Genomic DNA, 15,523 nt, shown 5'->3' with positions numbered 1-15,523 from the left:
CGGCTTCGTCAGCGCGTTGAGGCCGCCGATCCACATCTTCGCCGGCGAGAACGTGTGCATCCACGCGATCAGGCCGATCACCTTGTCGTCGCTGTTCGCGTCCAACGCGGCCCGGCGGATGGACTCCGCGTCTTTGAGGACCGGCTTCCAGACGACCGTGACCGGCACATCACTGGAGGCGTTCAGGGCATCGGCGATCGTCGTCGACTGCTCCGCAACCTGACGCAGGGTCTCTTCGCCGTACAGGTTCTGGCTGCCCGTGAGGAACCAGACTTCGTAGGAATCGAGGGAGGTGTTGAGAACCGGCATTACTTGAGTGCTCCTTGCGGTGCTTGTCCGTAGACGTTCTGGTAGCGGTTGAAGAGGGAATCGATCGCTTCTTGCGGAATCGGGATGAGCTCCCCGCCCTGCCGGGCCAGGTGCACGGTGCGGGCGACGTCTTCGACCATCACCGCGGCCTTGACCGCGTCGCGGGCATCCTTACCGATGGTGAACGGGCCATGGTTCTGCATCAACACGGCGCGGGAACGGTGCCCCGTCAACGCCTCAACGATGCCCTGACCGATGGTGTCATCCCCGATGATCGCGAACCGACCCACCGGAATCGGCCCACCGAACTCGTCCGCCATCGCCGTGATCACACACGGGATCTCCTCACCGCGCGCGGCCCAGGCGGTGGCGTAGGTCGAGTGCGTGTGCACCACCCCGCCAACCTCGGGCAGGTTCCGGTACACATACGCGTGCGCGGCCGTGTCGCTGGACGGCGACCGGTCAGAACCCGGCGTCTCCGGAATGACGTTGCCGTGCAGGTCGCAGAGAATCATGTTCTCCGGCGCCAGATCCGCATAGTCCACCCCACTGGGCTTGATCACGAACAGATCCGCACCCGGCACCCGGCCCGACACGTTACCCCCGGTCCAGACGACCAAGCCATTAGCGGTCAACTCACCGTGCAACCGGGCGATGTCGGCACGCACCCGGGCGATGGCGACCTCGATCTGCGGTCCGAAGGTGCTCATGCGAACACCGGCTTGGTGCCGGTGGCAACGGTGAGGGTTCGATGGTCGATTCCGGTGACGTATGACGCGTCTGCAGCGAATGCCGGTGCGGCGGGCTGAGCGGTGGACGTGCTCACAGAATCGACTCCCTTGTCTGAGGTCATGCAGGTGCTTCAGTAATGCGGATGTAGCGGTGAATGTGAACGGTCACATTGCTGACCTCATGTTAGCCGCATCCGGGAAAGATCTGTCAAGTCGGGATTGTCACTATTGGGTAACGCCCCAAAACGTACCCCGGACGGGGTTCGAGCCGACCGCTCAGAAGGCCGGCGGGCCCGTCGACGAGCGCACGATGAGCTCCGGGATGATGGGGGTGCGCAGCTCGTCGGGGCCGTCCGTGATCTCATCGAGGAGCAGAGCCACGCACCGTCGCCCGATCTCGGCAAAGTCCTGTCGCACTGTTGTGAGCGGGGGCCAGAAGTGTGCCGCTTCGGGAATATCATCGAAACCGACCACGCTGACGTCGCCGGGGATGTCGAGACCGACATCGCGGATGGCGTGCATCAGGCCGAGCGCCATCTGGTCGTTGGACGAGAAGATCGCGGTGAAGTCCCGTACCCGCAGGAGCTCACGGCCGGCGTAGTAGCCGAAGTCTGCCGTCCAGTCGCCGAGGATGGGTGCCGTCGTGGGCACATCCATCGCCCCCATTTCATCGAGGAACCCGCGCATACGGGCCTCGGCCTCGATCCAGTCCTGCGGTCCGGCCAGGTGGTAGATGTTGCGGTGCCCCAGGTCGATGAGGTGCCGGGTGGCCGCGCGGGCACCGGCGATCTGGTCGAAGGAGAGGCCGTGGTCGTTCTGCCGACCGGTGGACTGCATCGTCACGTACGGCACGGCGATGGAGAGCTGTTCCAGCACGTCGAACACCCGCATCTGCGGGGCGATCACCACGATCCCCTCCACCGACTGCACCATCAGGTGGTCGAGCGCGGCCTCGATGGTCTCGGGGTCGGCCGAGGTGAGGTTGGCGGTATTGACGTAATAGCCGGCTTCGCGGGCGGCATCCTGGATGGCGGCGATGCCGCTGGCCGGCCCGTACTGCGAGCTGGATGCGGAGAGAACTCCGATGGTGCGTGACGTGCCGCGGGACAACGCCCGGGCGGCCCGGTTGGGCCGGTACTGCAGCTCGTCCATGACCTGCTGCACCCTGGCCTTGGTGGTCTCGCGGATGCTGGGGTGATTGTTGAGCACTCGCGACACGGTTTGGTGCGAGACTCCGGCAAGGCGCGCGACATCCCGGATGCTGGGTGCGCGGCTCTTGGGCAGGTCAGCTGACACGGAAACGGCCTTGTTCGAATGTGCACGGTCACAAATGTGTACGCACCCCAATTATGCACACCTCCGGGCGGGTGTGAGTGCTGGATGTGACTGTCACATGGCCCCCGTCTGAGTTGATGTGACTGTCACATCAACTCCAGGGAACCAGATGAGGTGGCCGATCAGGCGCTTTCGCGCACCACGAGGTCGGTTGGCAGAACGATGGCGGCCGGGCGCTCACCGTCGATGACCTGGAGGAGAAGGCGCACCATTTCTTCGCTGATTCGCTCGAACGGCTGGTGCATCGTGGTCAGCCGCGGAGTAGTGGTGGTGGCCACGGGGGCGTCATCGAACCCGCCGACGGCAACGTCCTCGGGCACCCGCCGCCCGGAGGCCAGCAGTACGTCCAAGGCTCCGGCGGCCATCATGTCATTAGCCGCGAACACCGCGTCCAGATCGGGATGACGTTCGAGGAGTTCGGTCATGGCCAGGGCACCGCTCGCCCGGCTGTAGTCGCCACGCGACGCCAGGGTCTCATCGAAAGCATCGCCGAGCTCGTCGACGTATGCCTCGTAGCGACGCATGCCGCCGGAGGTATCTTCGGGTCCGGCGATGGTGGCGATTCGCGTGCGGCCCAGGCCGGCCAGGAACTGCACCATCTCGCGGGCGCCGTCGTAGTCGTCGGCCGCGACATAGCCCATCTTCTTCTCGAAGCCAAGCGGTACCCCGCAGGCGATCGCCGGAATACCGGCAGCGACGATTTCGGAGATCAGCCCGCGCCGGCTGCTGTGCGACGACACGAGAAGCACGCCGTCCACATGCCCGGCGGTGATGAACTCTGTCGCCCGGCGTTGTTCGTCTTCATTGCCCGCCATGATCAGCACGAGGGAGATGTCGTGCACGGAGAGCGCCTTCGACGCTCCCCGCATCAGCACCGCGAAGTTGGGGTCTTCGAACAGGCGGTCGTGGGATTCGGTGAGCAGGAAGGCCACGGAATTCGCCCGGCTGGTCGCCAGGCTCCTGGCGTGCGGGTTGACGCGGTAGCCGGTCTTACGGATGGCCGCGTTCACCGCGGTGAGGGCATCCGGGCTCACCCAGTGGCCGCCGTTGAGCACTCTGGAGACCGTTCCTCGAGACACGCCGGCGGCCGCGGCCACATCGTCGATGGTCGGGCGGCGCTTCACGGGAGGCGGTGTCACGTGTGAATCCTAGCGAGCGTCAGGCCTTGACCGCGCCGGCGGCGAGGTCGACCTTCCAGTAGCGCTGCAGAACGAGGAACAGGATGATCAGCGGAATGATGGAGAGCAGCGCGCCCGTGATGACCAAGGTGTACATCGACGGCGCGGATGCGCCCTGGTTGAGGAGCCCGCTGAGACCGACGGTCACCGGGAAGAGCTTGTCGTCGCCGAGCATGATGTACGGCAGCATGAAGTTGTTCCACACCGCCACGAACTGGAAGAGGAAGATCGTCACCAGCCCGGGGCCCATCATCGGCAAGGCGATGCGGTTGAAGATGTAGAGCTCGCCCGCTCCCTCGGTCCGGGATGCTTCGATGACCTCGGTGGGCACTGACGCGGCCGCGTAGATGCGGGCCAGGTAGATGCCGTACGGGCTGATGATCTGGGGCAGCAGCACCGACCACATGGTGTTGGTCAAGCCGACCTCGGCCAGCAGGAAGTACTGCGGGATGGCGAGGATGACGCCGGGAACGAGCACGCCCATCAGGAGGATCGAGAAGACGACCTTCTTCCCCGGGAACTCGAACTTGGCCAGGACATAGCCGGAAATGGCGGAGATCCACGTGGACGCCAGTGCGCCGACGCCGGCGTAGATGGCCGTGTTGAGCACCCAGCGCCAGAACAAGCCTCCACGGTACTGGCTGAGTTCCACGATGTTGTCCCAGAGGTGGGTGCTGGGCATCAGCGTGAAGGTGGAGAACAGCTCCGAGCTGTCCTTGCTCGACGCCATGAGCACCCAGAACACCGGGAACAGGCAGTAGATAGCGCCGATGATCAGGATGCCCGTGGAGACCGGGCTGGCCTTCTGCCTGAAGATTCGGGCGGACTCGCGCTCGGCTTTGCGCTGGACACGGTCCGGTCGGGTGAGAGTGGTTACGGTGCTCATGGTCAGTCCTCCTGGCCGAAGGCGCGTTTCTGCACGACGCGCAGGAACAGGAATGAGAAGGCGAAGGTCACCAGGGCGATGACGATCGAGGTGGCGGCGGCGGAGTAGATGTCGTCGCGGGTGAAGGCATCCCGGTACACCAGCATCAGCGGTGACCAGCTCGTGGACAGCGAGTTGGTGAGCGGCCGGAGGGTGGTCGGCTCGGCGAAGACCTGCAGGGTCGCCACCATCGAGAACAGGGCGGTCATCACGATCGCCGGCGCGATGATCGGGATTTTGATGCGCAGCGCGATCTGGACCTCGCTCGCGCCGTCCAGTTTGGCGGCCTCGTAGATGTCGGAGGGCACCGACTTGAGCGACGTGTACATCACGATCATGTTGAAGCCCACGCCGCCCCAGAGGGCGATGTTGGCGATGGCGAAGGTCACCCCGCCGGAGGACAGCAGGGACGGGACGTCCCAGCCGAGCTTGTCGAAGACGAAGTAGAACGGGCTCACGGCCGGCAGGTAGAGAAAGCCCCAAAGCAGTGAGCTGATCACGGCAGGCACTGCGTAGGGCAGGAAGATGGCGGTGCGGGAGAAGCCGGCTGCGCGGGTGCGCTTGGAGTCCAACAGCAGGGCGAACAGCAATGCGAGACCGAGCATCAACGGAATCAGGATGAACCCATAGAGCAGCACCCGGCCGACACTGGCCCCGAATTCGGTGTTGGTGAGGGTGGCGACGTAATTGTCGATACCGGCGAAAACCGCGGTGCGGGCGCCGGAGCCGAGCCCCAGCCCAGACACCTTGGTCTTCTGAAAACTCAGGTAGAGCGTATAGAAAATGGGCGCAGCCATGAAGGCCACGAAGAGCAGGATGCCGGGTGCCAGCATCGCGTACGGCACGAGCACCCTGGTGCGGAAGGTGCCTCGGCCGCGGCGGACGGGTGCTGCGGTGGTCCTGGCGGCCGCTGGGGCCTCTGTCACTGTCACGAGGTGTCCTCACTCGGTGGGGGTTGGGGTGAATGGTGCTCCGGGTCCGCCGGCCGGTTCGGCCGGCGGACCCGGAGTCGACTACCGGTCTACTTGACGGTGAAGCCGCTCTTCTTCATGTCATCGGTCGTGATCTTCTGCATTGCGTCGACGGCGTCGAGGAACGCACTCTTCGTCTTGGCGTCGGCCGCCTTGGCGAATTCGTCGTTGTAGGCGCTGTAGGCCACGTTCACGTTGGGACCGTAGGTGAACGGGCTCACGGTGTCGGCCACCTCCGCGGCGACGTCGTAGAAGTCGGGCTGGTTGCTGAAGAACTCCGGCGGGGCGGTGAGGGCGGCCTTGGCCTGCGCCGCGTCGGCCGGGTAGATGCCGGAAGTGGTGACCAGCGCCTGCACGGCTTCCTCATCGGTATTCAGCCAGGTCGCGAACTTGGTGGCGGCTTCCTGGTGCGTGGACTGGGTGGTCACGGCAGTTGACGAACCGCCCCAGTTACCGGTCGCGGGTGCGTCGGCATCCCACTGCGGCATGGGAGCGGCCTTCCAGAGGCCCGCGGTGTCCGCGGCGTTGCCGCCGAGCACGCCGGGAGCCCAGACCGCGCTCAACCAGCCGACCTGCTGGCCATTGTTGAGGCCGGCGTTCCACTCCGGGGTGTACATCGGCTTGTTGTCGATGACGCCCTCTTCGACGAGGCCACCCCAGTAACCCGCGACGGTCTCGGTGGGGGTGTCGGCGATGTCGACGCTCCAGGACTCACCGTCGATGCCCCACCAGGAGGCGCCGGCCTGCTGAGCCATGCCCGTGAACCAGCCCGCATCGTTCGACGAGAACGTGCCGAGGTACTTCGCGGGGTCAGCGGCGTGCACGGCACGGGCGACCTCGGCGTATTCGTCCCACGTGGTGGGCACGGTCAAACCGAGCTGGTCGAAGATGTCGGCGCGGTAGAAGAACATCATCGGGCCGCTGTCCTGCGGGATGGCGTAAATCGCGTCGGAGCCGAGGGTCACGGAATCCCACACTCCGTCGGCGAAGGAGTCTTCGATGTCGCCGGCGCCATACTCGGACAGGTCGGCGAGGGCATCGGAAGACACCAGGGTGGGGATCTTCTGGTATTCGGCCTGAATGAGGTCGGGCGCACCGCTGCCGGCCTTGATGGCCGTGAGCAGCTTGGTGATCGCGGGGTCGCCGCCGTCCTGCTTCTGCACGGTGACCTGGATGTCGGGGTTCTCCTCGTTCCAGATGTCGACGACCTGCTCCAGGTTCGGCGCCCAGGCCCAGTAGTTCAACTCAACCGGCCCGTCGTCACCGCCACCCGTGTTTGCCGAACAACCTGACATGAGCAGTGTTGCGGCTGTGGCCATGGCCACGGCCCCGACCCGAATTGACGTGCGCATTCGTCCTCCTTGATGAAAGCTGGTGCTGTGAGTTGGTGCCCGGTGCATTCTTGGCAATTTTCGCCGAAGGCTGGGAGCGGTACTAGTAATTCACACAATTCTGCCGTTGTCAACGTGGGCTGTCCATCTAGATCGTTGTCAATTGCTGTGCTAGAACTGGGAGCGCACACAGTTGAAGGAGCCAGAGACCAATGCCGATCCAGACCCCCACCCCCGTCACCTCCCCCGCCATGCAGCGCTTGCTGCACGGCGCGACGGGCATCCGCTACGGCGGCGACTACAACCCGGAACAGTGGCCGCGTGCCACCTGGCTCGAAGACATCGAGCTGATGAAGCAGGCCGGCATCAACCTGGTCAGTCTCGCCATCTTCGCCTGGGGCATCCTGGAACCGCGCGAGGGTGAGTACGACTTCAGCCAGCTCGACGACATCATCGACCTGCTGCACGCGTCGGGCATCGACGTCGACCTGGCCACCCCGACCGCCGCACCGCCGGCCTGGTTCTGGAAGAAGTACCCGGACTCCCGCCCGGTCACCCGCGACGGCGTCACCCTGGGCAACGGCTCCCGCGGCATGGTCAGCCCGTCGAGCCCCGACTACCGACGCGCGGCCGCCGCGATCACCGAGCAGCTCGCCCGCCGCTACGCGAACCACCCGGCTCTCGTGCTCTGGCACGTGCACAACGAATACGGCGCACCGATCAGCGACTCCTACGACGAGTACTCCGTCGTCGCCTTCCGCACCTGGTTACAGGCGCGGTACGGCACCCTCGCTGCGCTCAACGACAAGTGGGGCACCACCTTCTGGGGCCAGGTCTATGGCGAGTGGGACGAAATCGACGCGCCCCGGCAGTCCGCATCGGTGAGCAACCAGGCCCAACGGCTGGATTTCCACCGTTTCACCTCCGACGCCCTGCTCGAGTGCTTCATCAACGAACGCGACGTGATCCGCCGCTTCACGCCCGACATCCCGGTGACCACGAATTTCATGGCCACCAACTGCCTCTCGGCCGACTACTGGAAGTGGAGCCGGGAGGTGGACGTCGTCTCCAACGACCACTATCTGGTGGCCGAGAGAAGCGACAACCACATCCTGCTGGCCATGGATGCCGACCTCACCCGGTCGCTGGCCGGCGGAGCACCGTGGATCCTGATGGAGCACTCCACGGGTGCGGTCAACTGGCAGCCGCGTAACATCGCCAAGCGCGCCGGCGAGCTGGCCCGCAATTCGCTCTCCCATCTCGCTCGCGGGGCCGACGGCATCCTGTTCTTCCAGTTCCGCGCGTCGCGGTTCGGAGTGGAGAAGTTCCACTCCGCGATGCTCCCCCACGCCGGCGCCGAAACCCGGATCTGGCGAGAGGTCGTCGCCCTCGGCCAGACTCTCGGCAACCTCGCCGACGTGCGTTCTTCTCGCGTGCACGCCCGGGTGGCGCTGGTCTGGGACACCGAATCGTTCTGGGCTCAGGACTTCGAGTGGCGCCCCAGTGTGGAGCTCGGCCACCGCGAACGGATCGAGGCCTTTTACACCGCGCTCTGGAACCGCAACGTGACGGTGGACTTCGTTCACCCCACCGCTGATCTCAGCGGTTATGAGCTCGTCATCGCCCCCAGCCTCTACCTCGCCGGGCCGGAGGCTTCGGCGAACCTGACCGGGTACGTGCGCTCGGGCGGCCACCTGCTGGTGTCGTACTTCTCCGGGATCGTCGACGAGAATGACACCGTTTACGCCGGCGCGGCACCCGGAGCCCTGCGCGAAGTACTCGGTCTCACCATCCCGGAGTTCCTGCCCCTGCACGAGAGCGAGACCGTCACGCTCAGCGATTCCCGCACCGGCATTGCCTGGACCGACGACATCGAGGTGTCCACCGCCGAGGTGCTGGCCCGGTACGTCGACGGACCCGCAGCGGGCGGACCCGCTATCACCCGGAACGCATTCGGCGACGGCTCGGCCTGGTACGTGTCAACGAAGCTCGTCGGCGGTGACCTGGACTCCCTGCTACTCGATGTGCTGAACACGGCCGGCATCGACGCAGCCAGGGGCATCGACGGAGTGGAGAGCATCACCCGCTCGACCGAGAACTCCGACTTCACCTTTCTGATCAACCACACGGATGCCGACCAGACGGTGTCGGCCACCGGCACCGAACTGGTCACGGGTGCCGCCATCGACGGAACCGTGCTCGTACCGGCTGGGCTCACCCGGGTGGTGCGCACCACCCGCTGACCTCGCGGCTCAGGGCAGCAGGGCGAAGGCGCGCACGGGGAAGGTGCCGAAGTCCCGCACGCGCGGGGGCACCGCGAAGAAGCTCGCACCGCTGTCGGGGAGCCCGCCCAACCCGGTGAGGTGCTCGACCACGGGGATGCCCGCGGCCAGCAGCAGCGAGTGGGCCGGGCGGGTGCCACCGGACTCGGTGTCGTCGATGTTCAGCGAGTCGATGCCCACCAACGCCACACCCCGATCGGCGAGGGCGCGGGCGCCCGCCTCAGTGAGGAAGGGTGCCCCGGCCGCGTAGGCCGGTGTGCCGAAGTGCCGATCCCAGCCGGTGTGCAGCAACACGGCGGTTCCCGCGAGATTCTCACCGGCGAAATCTGCGGCGCCGATGCCGCGCTCCGCTACCTGCTCGTAGCGGAATACCCGGGTGGGCAGGTTGGCCAATGAGGCCAGGGGCAGCCCGGCCAAGTCGGCGCCGCCCGCGTAGCGGTGGAACGGGCTGTCGAGGTAGGTGCCGGTGTTTCCGATCATGGTGATCAGGTCCATTGCGAATTCCGTGCCGGCGGCGTAGTGACTGCGTGAGTCCTCTCGGGTGAGGTGCGGGGTGATCACCGGGGCGGGTAGCCCCGGGTAGGTCACCAGGCCCGCGCTGATCTCGTGGCTCAGGTCGACGAGACGGGCGGCGGATGCGATCATTCGGGTCACTCGCTTTCGGCGGAACGGGACGATGCTGGCGCAGCATCACGGGACTCGGCGGGGAGCCGAGCCGGATTGGTGGAATCAGCGCGGACAGCGTTGGGGCTCCCTCTGCGGCGCGCGCGGCCCCGGCGAGTCAGTATGCCCACCAGCACCGCGACGCCGGCCAACCCGGCGGGCACCACCAGGTAGAGCCCGGCCAGCAGCAGCAGGCCGATCGTGAGCACCACCGAAATCGCGGCCAGCCACCACCCCGTCGATCCGGTGCGGAGAAGCCGCACCGCGGCCACCATGCCGAGCACGTAGATCGCGACCATCGAGCTGGTGTGGGTGAGGATGAACGGCGCAAGCTGCATACCCGTGGCCAGCATCAGCGCGGAATAGAGCGCAATCAGCCCGGCCACCAAGGCCAACGCGCGCCGCGGCACGCCACCCGATTCGGCACCGGGGGCCAGCCAGGCCGGCAGGTCGCCGTCCCGGCCGAGCGACGCGGCCAGCTTCGCGAACGCGCCGATGTAGGCGTTGAGCACACCGAGCGTCACGATCGCGGCAATGACGGCCACCAGCACCGGGCCGACACCGAAGGTGGAGGCGGCGACCAGGTCGAGCAGGGGAACTCGACCCGTTCCAGCCGCGGCGCCCAGCACCCCGACCGTGACGTACTGCAGGGCCAGGTACGACAGGCCGACCACCACGAGGGCGATCGCCGTGGCGATCGGAATCGTGCGGCGCGGGTTACGGAATTCCCCGGCGATGTGGGTGCCGACCTCCCACCCGGCGAACGCCCAGACGAACAGGCTGATCGCGGCGCCGACGCCACCCCAGCCCCGGCTGAGGAACGGGGTGAAATTGCCCGGGTCTGCCGCGGGAGCCGCGACGGCCACGACCCCGATCACGATGCCGAGCAACCCGGCGGTGAGCGCCAACTGCGCCACACCCGACACCCGAACGCCGAAGTAGTTCGCCACGAACGGCGGCACCAGCAGCGCCAGGGCCAACCAGGGTACCGCAGCACGATCCACCCCGATGATGGCCGCCACATAGTCGGCGCCGAGCACGGCCACCACCGGTGCGCCGGCGCCGACGCCGAAGAAGAACCAGTACCCGGTCATGCGGGCCCAGGTGTCGCCGAGCGCGCGGCGCACGAAGCTGGCCACGCCGCCGGCATCCGGGTAGCGCGCGGCCAGCGCCGCGAAGGTGCCGGCCAGCGGGATCGAGAGCACGAACACCGCGGCGACGGCGAGGATCGAGGCGGGCCCTGCGGCCTGGGCGGCCAGACCGGGCAGGACCAGGATGCCCGTACCGAGCACCGCCGCCACGTACAGGGCGGTGCCCTGCAGCACCCCCAGTCCTCTGGAGGCAGGCGCGGCGGCCGGCAGCGGCGGGCTGGTGCGGAGCTCTGTTTTCGTCACCGTCTCATCGTGCCCGGCGGGAACCCACGGCCTCAATGGCAGAAACGACATCCTTCATCGAATTACTGCCACCGACACTGCGGGTCAACTGGCGGGGAGCGCCTGCGCGATGTCGGCGAGCAGGTCGTCGATGTCTTCGATACCCACCGAGAGCCGCACGATGTTGGTGGCGACCTCGAGTTCGGTGCCGCGCACGGAGGCGTGGGTCATCTCGGACGGGTAGTTGACCAGGGATTCGACCCCGCCAAGGGATTCGGCGAGCTGGAACAGCTGAGTCGACTCGGCGAAGCTCCGGGCGGCGGTCTCGCCGCCGGCGAAGCCGATCGAGAGCATGCCGCCGAAGGCGCTCATCTGGGTGCGCGCGAGTTCGTGGCCCGGGTGGCTTTCCAGGCCCGGGTAGTACACCTTCTCGATCGCCGGGTGGGTTTCGAGGTATCGGGCGATGGCGAGGGCGTTGCTGCTGTGCCGTTCCATCCGCACGGCGAGGGTCTTGATACCGCGCACGGTGAGCCAGGCGTCCATCGGTGCCGAGACCGGCCCGGCCGCGAACTGCAGGAAGGTGGTCTTCTCCGCCAGCTCCTCGTCGTTGATGACCAGGCCGCCGCCGAGCACGTCGGAGTGGCCGCCGAGGTACTTGGTGGTGGAGTGCACGACAACGTCGGCACCGAGGGCGAGCGGCTGCTGCAAGGCGGGTGAGGCGAAGGTGTTGTCGACCACAACGAGCACGTCGTGCTTGTGCCCGATGGCCACGAGCGCGGCGATGTCGCTGATCTTCATCAGCGGGTTGCTGGGCGTCTCCACCCAGAGGATCTTGGTCTCGCCGGGAAGGATCGCCGCTTCGACCGCGGCCAGGTCGCTCATCTCCACGGTGCTGTTGCGCACTCCCCAGGCGCCGTGCACCCGGTTGATCAGCCGGTGGGTGCCGCCGTAGACGTCGTTGCCGAGCACCACGTGGTCGCCCGGCTTGAGCACGGCGCGCAGCAGGGTGTCTTCGGCCGCGAGTCCGCTGGCGAAGGACAGGCCGTGCTTACCGCCCTCGAGGGCGGCCAGCATGGTCTCGAGCGAAGTGCGGGTGGGGTTGCCGCCCCGGCTGTACTCGTAGCCGCCGCGCAGCTTGCCGATGCTCTCCTGCACATAGGTGGAGGTCTGGTAGATCGGCGGGATGACGGCACCGGTCGACGGGTCGAATTCCTGGCCGGCGTGGATGGCGATGGTGCTGAACTTCTGGTTCTCGGACGAGCTCATGGGGTTTCCTTCGAAAGACGTAATCGGTGCGGTCTGGCGGGCGACGGCGGCGAGGGCCGGCCGGGGAGTCAGACGCTGAGGTAGGTGAGGAGGTCGTGCCGGGTGATCACGCCGAGCGGTTTGCCGCCGTCGGTCACGAGCAGGGCGTCATGCTCGGCGAACGCGGCGCGGGCCGAGCCGACCGGCTCGTTCACACCGATCAACGGCAGGGCGTCGCCCACGATCGAACCGACCTTGTCGGTGAGTTTGGTCTCGCCGGAGAAGACCCGGCTCATCAGGCTGCGCTCGTCGAGCGCCCCGACCACTTCGCCCATCACCACGGGCGGTTTGGCCGCGAGCACCAACAACTGCGACACGCTCGACGAGGTCATCGTCTCGATCGCGTCGCGCACGGTGTTGTTGGGATGCACGTACACGAAGGCGGGCAGCGTGCCGGTCTTCGACTGCAGCAGGTCGGCGACGGTGTGCCCGGCGGGCGCGTTGGAGAAGCCGTAGCTGCGCATCCAGCCGTCGTTGAAGATCTTGGCCAGGTAGCCGCGGCCGCCGTCGGGCAGCAGAACGACCACGACGGCGTCGGCAGGCAGGTCTTTCGCGGCCCGCAGTGCTGCCACCACGGCCATGCCGCTGGAGCCGCCGACCAGGATGCCCTCTTCGAGAGCGAGCCGGCGGGTCATCGCGAACGACTCGGCGTCGGAGACGGCGATGATCTCGTGGGGCACGGCGGGGTCGTAGGCGGTGGGCCAGAAGTCCTCGCCGACGCCTTCGACGAGATACGGGCGGCCGGTGCCACCGGAGTAGACCGACCCCTCTGGGTCGGCGCCGATGATGCGCACGGTGTCGCCCGACACTTCCCGCAGGTAGCGGCCGGTGCCGGTGATGGTGCCGCCGGTGCCGACGCCGGCGACGAAGTGGGTGACGGTGCCGTCGGTGTCGCGCCAGATCTCGGGCCCGGTCGATTCGTAGTGGCTGAGCGGCCCGTTCGGGTTGGAGTACTGGTTGGGCTTGAAGGCGCCGGGAATCTCGGTGACGAGCCGGTCGGACACGCTGTAGTACGACTCCGGATCGTCGGGCGCCACCGAGGTGGGTGTCACCACGATCTCGGCGCCGTAGGCGGTGAGCACGTTGCGCTTGTCTTCGCCCACCTTGTCGGGCAGCACGAAGATGCACTTGTAGCCGCGCTGCTGGGCCACCAGGGCCAGGCCGACGCCGGTGTTGCCCGAGGTGGGTTCGATGATGGTGCCGCCGGGTAGCAGCAGCCCGTCGCGCTCGGCGGCATCGATGATCCGCGTGGCGATGCGGTCCTTCGCGGAGCCGCCGGGGTTGAGGTACTCGAGCTTGACGAGCACGGTGGCACCGATGCCCTCAGTGACCTTGTGCAGCTTGACCAGCGGTGTATTACCGATGAGGTCGAGGATGGTGTCAGCGATTTTCATGGGGAATCCTTGCGTCTCTGGCGCGGTCACGATGCTGTCGTGGCCGCAGGCCTGGTGTGTCGGTCCGAAAACCGGAAGTGAGGTGGTGCGAGTCGGCTAGCGAGAGCAGCAACAGGGACACGACGTCAGGATGATCACATCCTCACTCTAGTCCGCGGCTGCGGGGTGCGACCAGCCTGTGAACCATCTGTGAAATCCGGCATCCGGGAAGGGTCCGTTCATCTGCATACGTTCGAATGAGAGAACAGCAACTGAAAGAGGCCCCTCGTGACCCCTGCCCCGCCCACCGGTTCGTCCGGAGCATCGTCAGCCAAGCCCGGCGTCAAGCAGCAGCGCGCCGAACAGCGCGCCGCGAAGCTCGAGCAGTACCACCGCGAGCAGAAACGCCGAGCGCGCAACCAGAAGATCGGCCTGATCGCCGGCATCACCGCCGTTGTGGCCGTGGTCGGCCTCGTGATCACGTCCGTGGTGCTCACCCCGCAACGCGCGAGCTACTCGGCCGGCGGCGATGGCACCGAGATCGAGGGCGTCGAGACCTTCGAGAACGCCTCGCTGCACGTGGAGACTCCGGTCACGTACCCGCAGACCCCTCCGGCCGGCGGCGAGCACAACCCGACCTGGCTGAACTGCGGCGTCTACACCGAGCCTGTGCCCAGCGAGAATGCCGTGCACTCCCTCGAGCACGGCGCGCTCTGGGTCACCTACGATCCCGACCTTTCCGCCGACGAACTCACGACGCTCAAGGCCGTTCTGCCGTCCACCTACGTGATCCTGTCGCCGTTCGAGGGCCTGCCCTCCCCGATCGTCGTGAGCGGCTGGAACGTGCAGCTGCAGGTCGAATCGGCCGACGACGAGCGCATCGCCGCCTTCTTCGAGGAGCACTGGAAGAGCAACAACGTGCCGGAGCCCGGTGCGCTCTGCACCGGTGCCTACGATGCCCCCGGAAAGGCGTAGCCTGGGCGCCCGCCGCGTCGTATTGGTCGTTGTCGCGGCCGCGGCGGCGGTCGCTGTGGGCCTGGTCGGCTTCTCCATCGGCCGGCTGAGCACCATCAACAACCCCGCCCCCTCCGCGACGAGCGCCGAGGCCGGGTTCGCTCGCGACATGCAGGTGCACCACCTGCAGGGGGTCGAACTGGCCATGCTCATCCGCGACCGCACCGATGACGAGGCGGTGCGCCTCCTCGGTTATGACATTGCCACCACGCAGTCGCAGCAGGCCGGCCAGCTGTACGGCTGGCTCACCGAGTGGGAGCTGTCCCAGGCCGGCCCGGAACCGTCGATGACCTGGATGACCCGGCCGGGCCGGTCGGACGAGACGCACGGCCACACCGACGGGGCGCACACGCCGGGAGCCCCGATGCCGGGTCTGGCCACGGATGCGCAGATCGCGGAGCTCACCGCCGCCACCGGGGTCGATGCCGAGCGTCAGTTCCTCACCTTGATGATCGCCCACCACCGGGGTGCCGTCGAGATGGCCGAAGCCGTGCAGGACCGGGCCAGCAACACCTCGGTGCTCGGCTTCGCCAACTCGGTGATCATCTCCCAGAATGCCGAGATCACCCTGATGGAGTCGATGCTCGCCGCCCGCGAGCCGTGAGCAAAGCCCCTTAGACTCGCGTTCTTGGGGGTGTGAAGTCTCAAGACATTTTGGACATTTATGTCTCAGGACATCGTGGACAGTGTGTCTCAGGACATCGTGGATAGTCCAGGGGTTTTGCTCATGTGA

At 66.8% G+C, this 15,523-nt stretch carries 13 protein-coding genes and 1 pseudogene; 3 read left to right on the top strand and 11 right to left on the bottom strand.

Going from position 1 to position 15,523, the window contains the following annotated elements; translation table 11 throughout:
• The 7 genes and pseudogenes from CTB96_RS00075 to CTB96_RS00045 form a co-directional block, all read right to left on the bottom strand.
• A pseudogene (locus CTB96_RS00075) lies at positions 1 to 309 on the bottom strand (L-arabinose isomerase); the annotation flags it as partial.
• Positions 309 to 1,019, bottom strand: a complete 711-nt coding sequence (locus CTB96_RS00070) for an L-ribulose-5-phosphate 4-epimerase (protein ID WP_110124878.1) — start codon at positions 1,017 to 1,019, stop codon at positions 309 to 311. The pseudogene CTB96_RS00075 and the gene CTB96_RS00070, both read right to left, overlap by 1 nt.
• 297 nt (positions 1,020 to 1,316) lie before the next feature.
• Positions 1,317 to 2,336 (bottom strand): LacI family DNA-binding transcriptional regulator, encoded by a 1,020-nt coding sequence (locus CTB96_RS00065; protein ID WP_110124877.1) that lies wholly within the window; start codon positions 2,334 to 2,336, stop codon positions 1,317 to 1,319.
• A 161-nt stretch (positions 2,337 to 2,497) separates the two neighbouring features.
• The gene (locus CTB96_RS00060) at positions 2,498 to 3,514 is read right to left on the bottom strand and encodes a LacI family DNA-binding transcriptional regulator (RefSeq protein ID WP_110124876.1); all 1,017 of its coding nucleotides are present in this window, start codon (positions 3,512 to 3,514) and stop codon (positions 2,498 to 2,500) included.
• Positions 3,515 to 3,533: 19 nt separating this feature from the next.
• Positions 3,534 to 4,439, bottom strand: a complete 906-nt coding sequence (locus CTB96_RS00055; protein ID WP_110124875.1) for a carbohydrate ABC transporter permease — start codon at positions 4,437 to 4,439, stop codon at positions 3,534 to 3,536.
• A gap of 2 nt (positions 4,440 to 4,441) precedes the next feature.
• On the bottom strand, positions 4,442 to 5,410 hold the full coding sequence (locus CTB96_RS00050) for a carbohydrate ABC transporter permease (RefSeq protein ID WP_427846454.1): 969 nt from the start codon (positions 5,408 to 5,410) through the stop codon (positions 4,442 to 4,444).
• An 89-nt stretch (positions 5,411 to 5,499) separates the two neighbouring features.
• Positions 5,500 to 6,801, bottom strand: a complete 1,302-nt coding sequence (locus CTB96_RS00045; protein WP_110124874.1) for an ABC transporter substrate-binding protein — start codon at positions 6,799 to 6,801, stop codon at positions 5,500 to 5,502.
• Between the two features lie 191 nt (positions 6,802 to 6,992).
• Here CTB96_RS00045 and CTB96_RS00040 point away from each other — a divergent pair, with 191 nt between their 5' ends.
• On the top strand, positions 6,993 to 9,023 hold the full coding sequence (locus CTB96_RS00040) for a beta-galactosidase (protein ID WP_110124873.1): 2,031 nt from the start codon (positions 6,993 to 6,995) through the stop codon (positions 9,021 to 9,023).
• 9 nt (positions 9,024 to 9,032) lie between these two features.
• Here the strand turns inward: CTB96_RS00040 and CTB96_RS00035 are convergent, their stop codons facing one another.
• The 4 genes from CTB96_RS00035 to CTB96_RS00020 form a co-directional block, all read right to left on the bottom strand.
• Positions 9,033 to 9,707 carry a cyclase family protein gene (locus CTB96_RS00035; protein ID WP_110124872.1) on the bottom strand — a complete coding sequence of 225 codons (675 nt, stop codon included), beginning with the start codon at positions 9,705 to 9,707 and terminating at the stop codon, positions 9,033 to 9,035.
• Positions 9,708 to 9,712: 5 nt separating this feature from the next.
• Positions 9,713 to 11,119 (bottom strand): APC family permease, encoded by a 1,407-nt coding sequence (locus CTB96_RS00030; RefSeq protein WP_248283132.1) that lies wholly within the window; start codon positions 11,117 to 11,119, stop codon positions 9,713 to 9,715.
• An 84-nt stretch (positions 11,120 to 11,203) separates the two neighbouring features.
• Complete coding sequence (locus CTB96_RS00025) at positions 11,204 to 12,364, bottom strand: cystathionine gamma-synthase (RefSeq protein WP_110124870.1); 1,161 nt, start codon at positions 12,362 to 12,364, stop codon at positions 11,204 to 11,206.
• Between the two features lie 68 nt (positions 12,365 to 12,432).
• Positions 12,433 to 13,797 carry a cystathionine beta-synthase gene (locus CTB96_RS00020; RefSeq protein ID WP_110124869.1) on the bottom strand — a complete coding sequence of 455 codons (1,365 nt, stop codon included), beginning with the start codon at positions 13,795 to 13,797 and terminating at the stop codon, positions 12,433 to 12,435.
• Between the two features lie 267 nt (positions 13,798 to 14,064).
• Here CTB96_RS00020 and CTB96_RS00015 point away from each other — a divergent pair, with 267 nt between their 5' ends.
• Both CTB96_RS00015 and CTB96_RS00010 read left to right on the top strand, forming a co-directional pair.
• Positions 14,065 to 14,751 carry a thioredoxin-like domain-containing protein gene (locus tag CTB96_RS00015; RefSeq protein ID WP_110124868.1) on the top strand — a complete coding sequence of 229 codons (687 nt, stop codon included), beginning with the start codon at positions 14,065 to 14,067 and terminating at the stop codon, positions 14,749 to 14,751.
• Positions 14,732 to 15,394 (top strand): DUF305 domain-containing protein, encoded by a 663-nt coding sequence (locus CTB96_RS00010; RefSeq protein ID WP_110124867.1) that lies wholly within the window; start codon positions 14,732 to 14,734, stop codon positions 15,392 to 15,394. The genes CTB96_RS00015 and CTB96_RS00010 overlap by 20 nt, the downstream gene beginning before the upstream one ends.
• Positions 15,395 to 15,523: the final 129 nt, after the last annotated feature.

It is taken from the genome of Cryobacterium arcticum (assembly GCF_003185895.1).
GTDB classification, from domain to species: domain Bacteria; phylum Actinomycetota; class Actinomycetes; order Actinomycetales; family Microbacteriaceae; genus Cryobacterium; species Cryobacterium arcticum.
The sequence above is the reverse complement of the archived record's forward strand: the minus strand, read 5'-3'. Positions and strand labels throughout refer to the sequence as shown.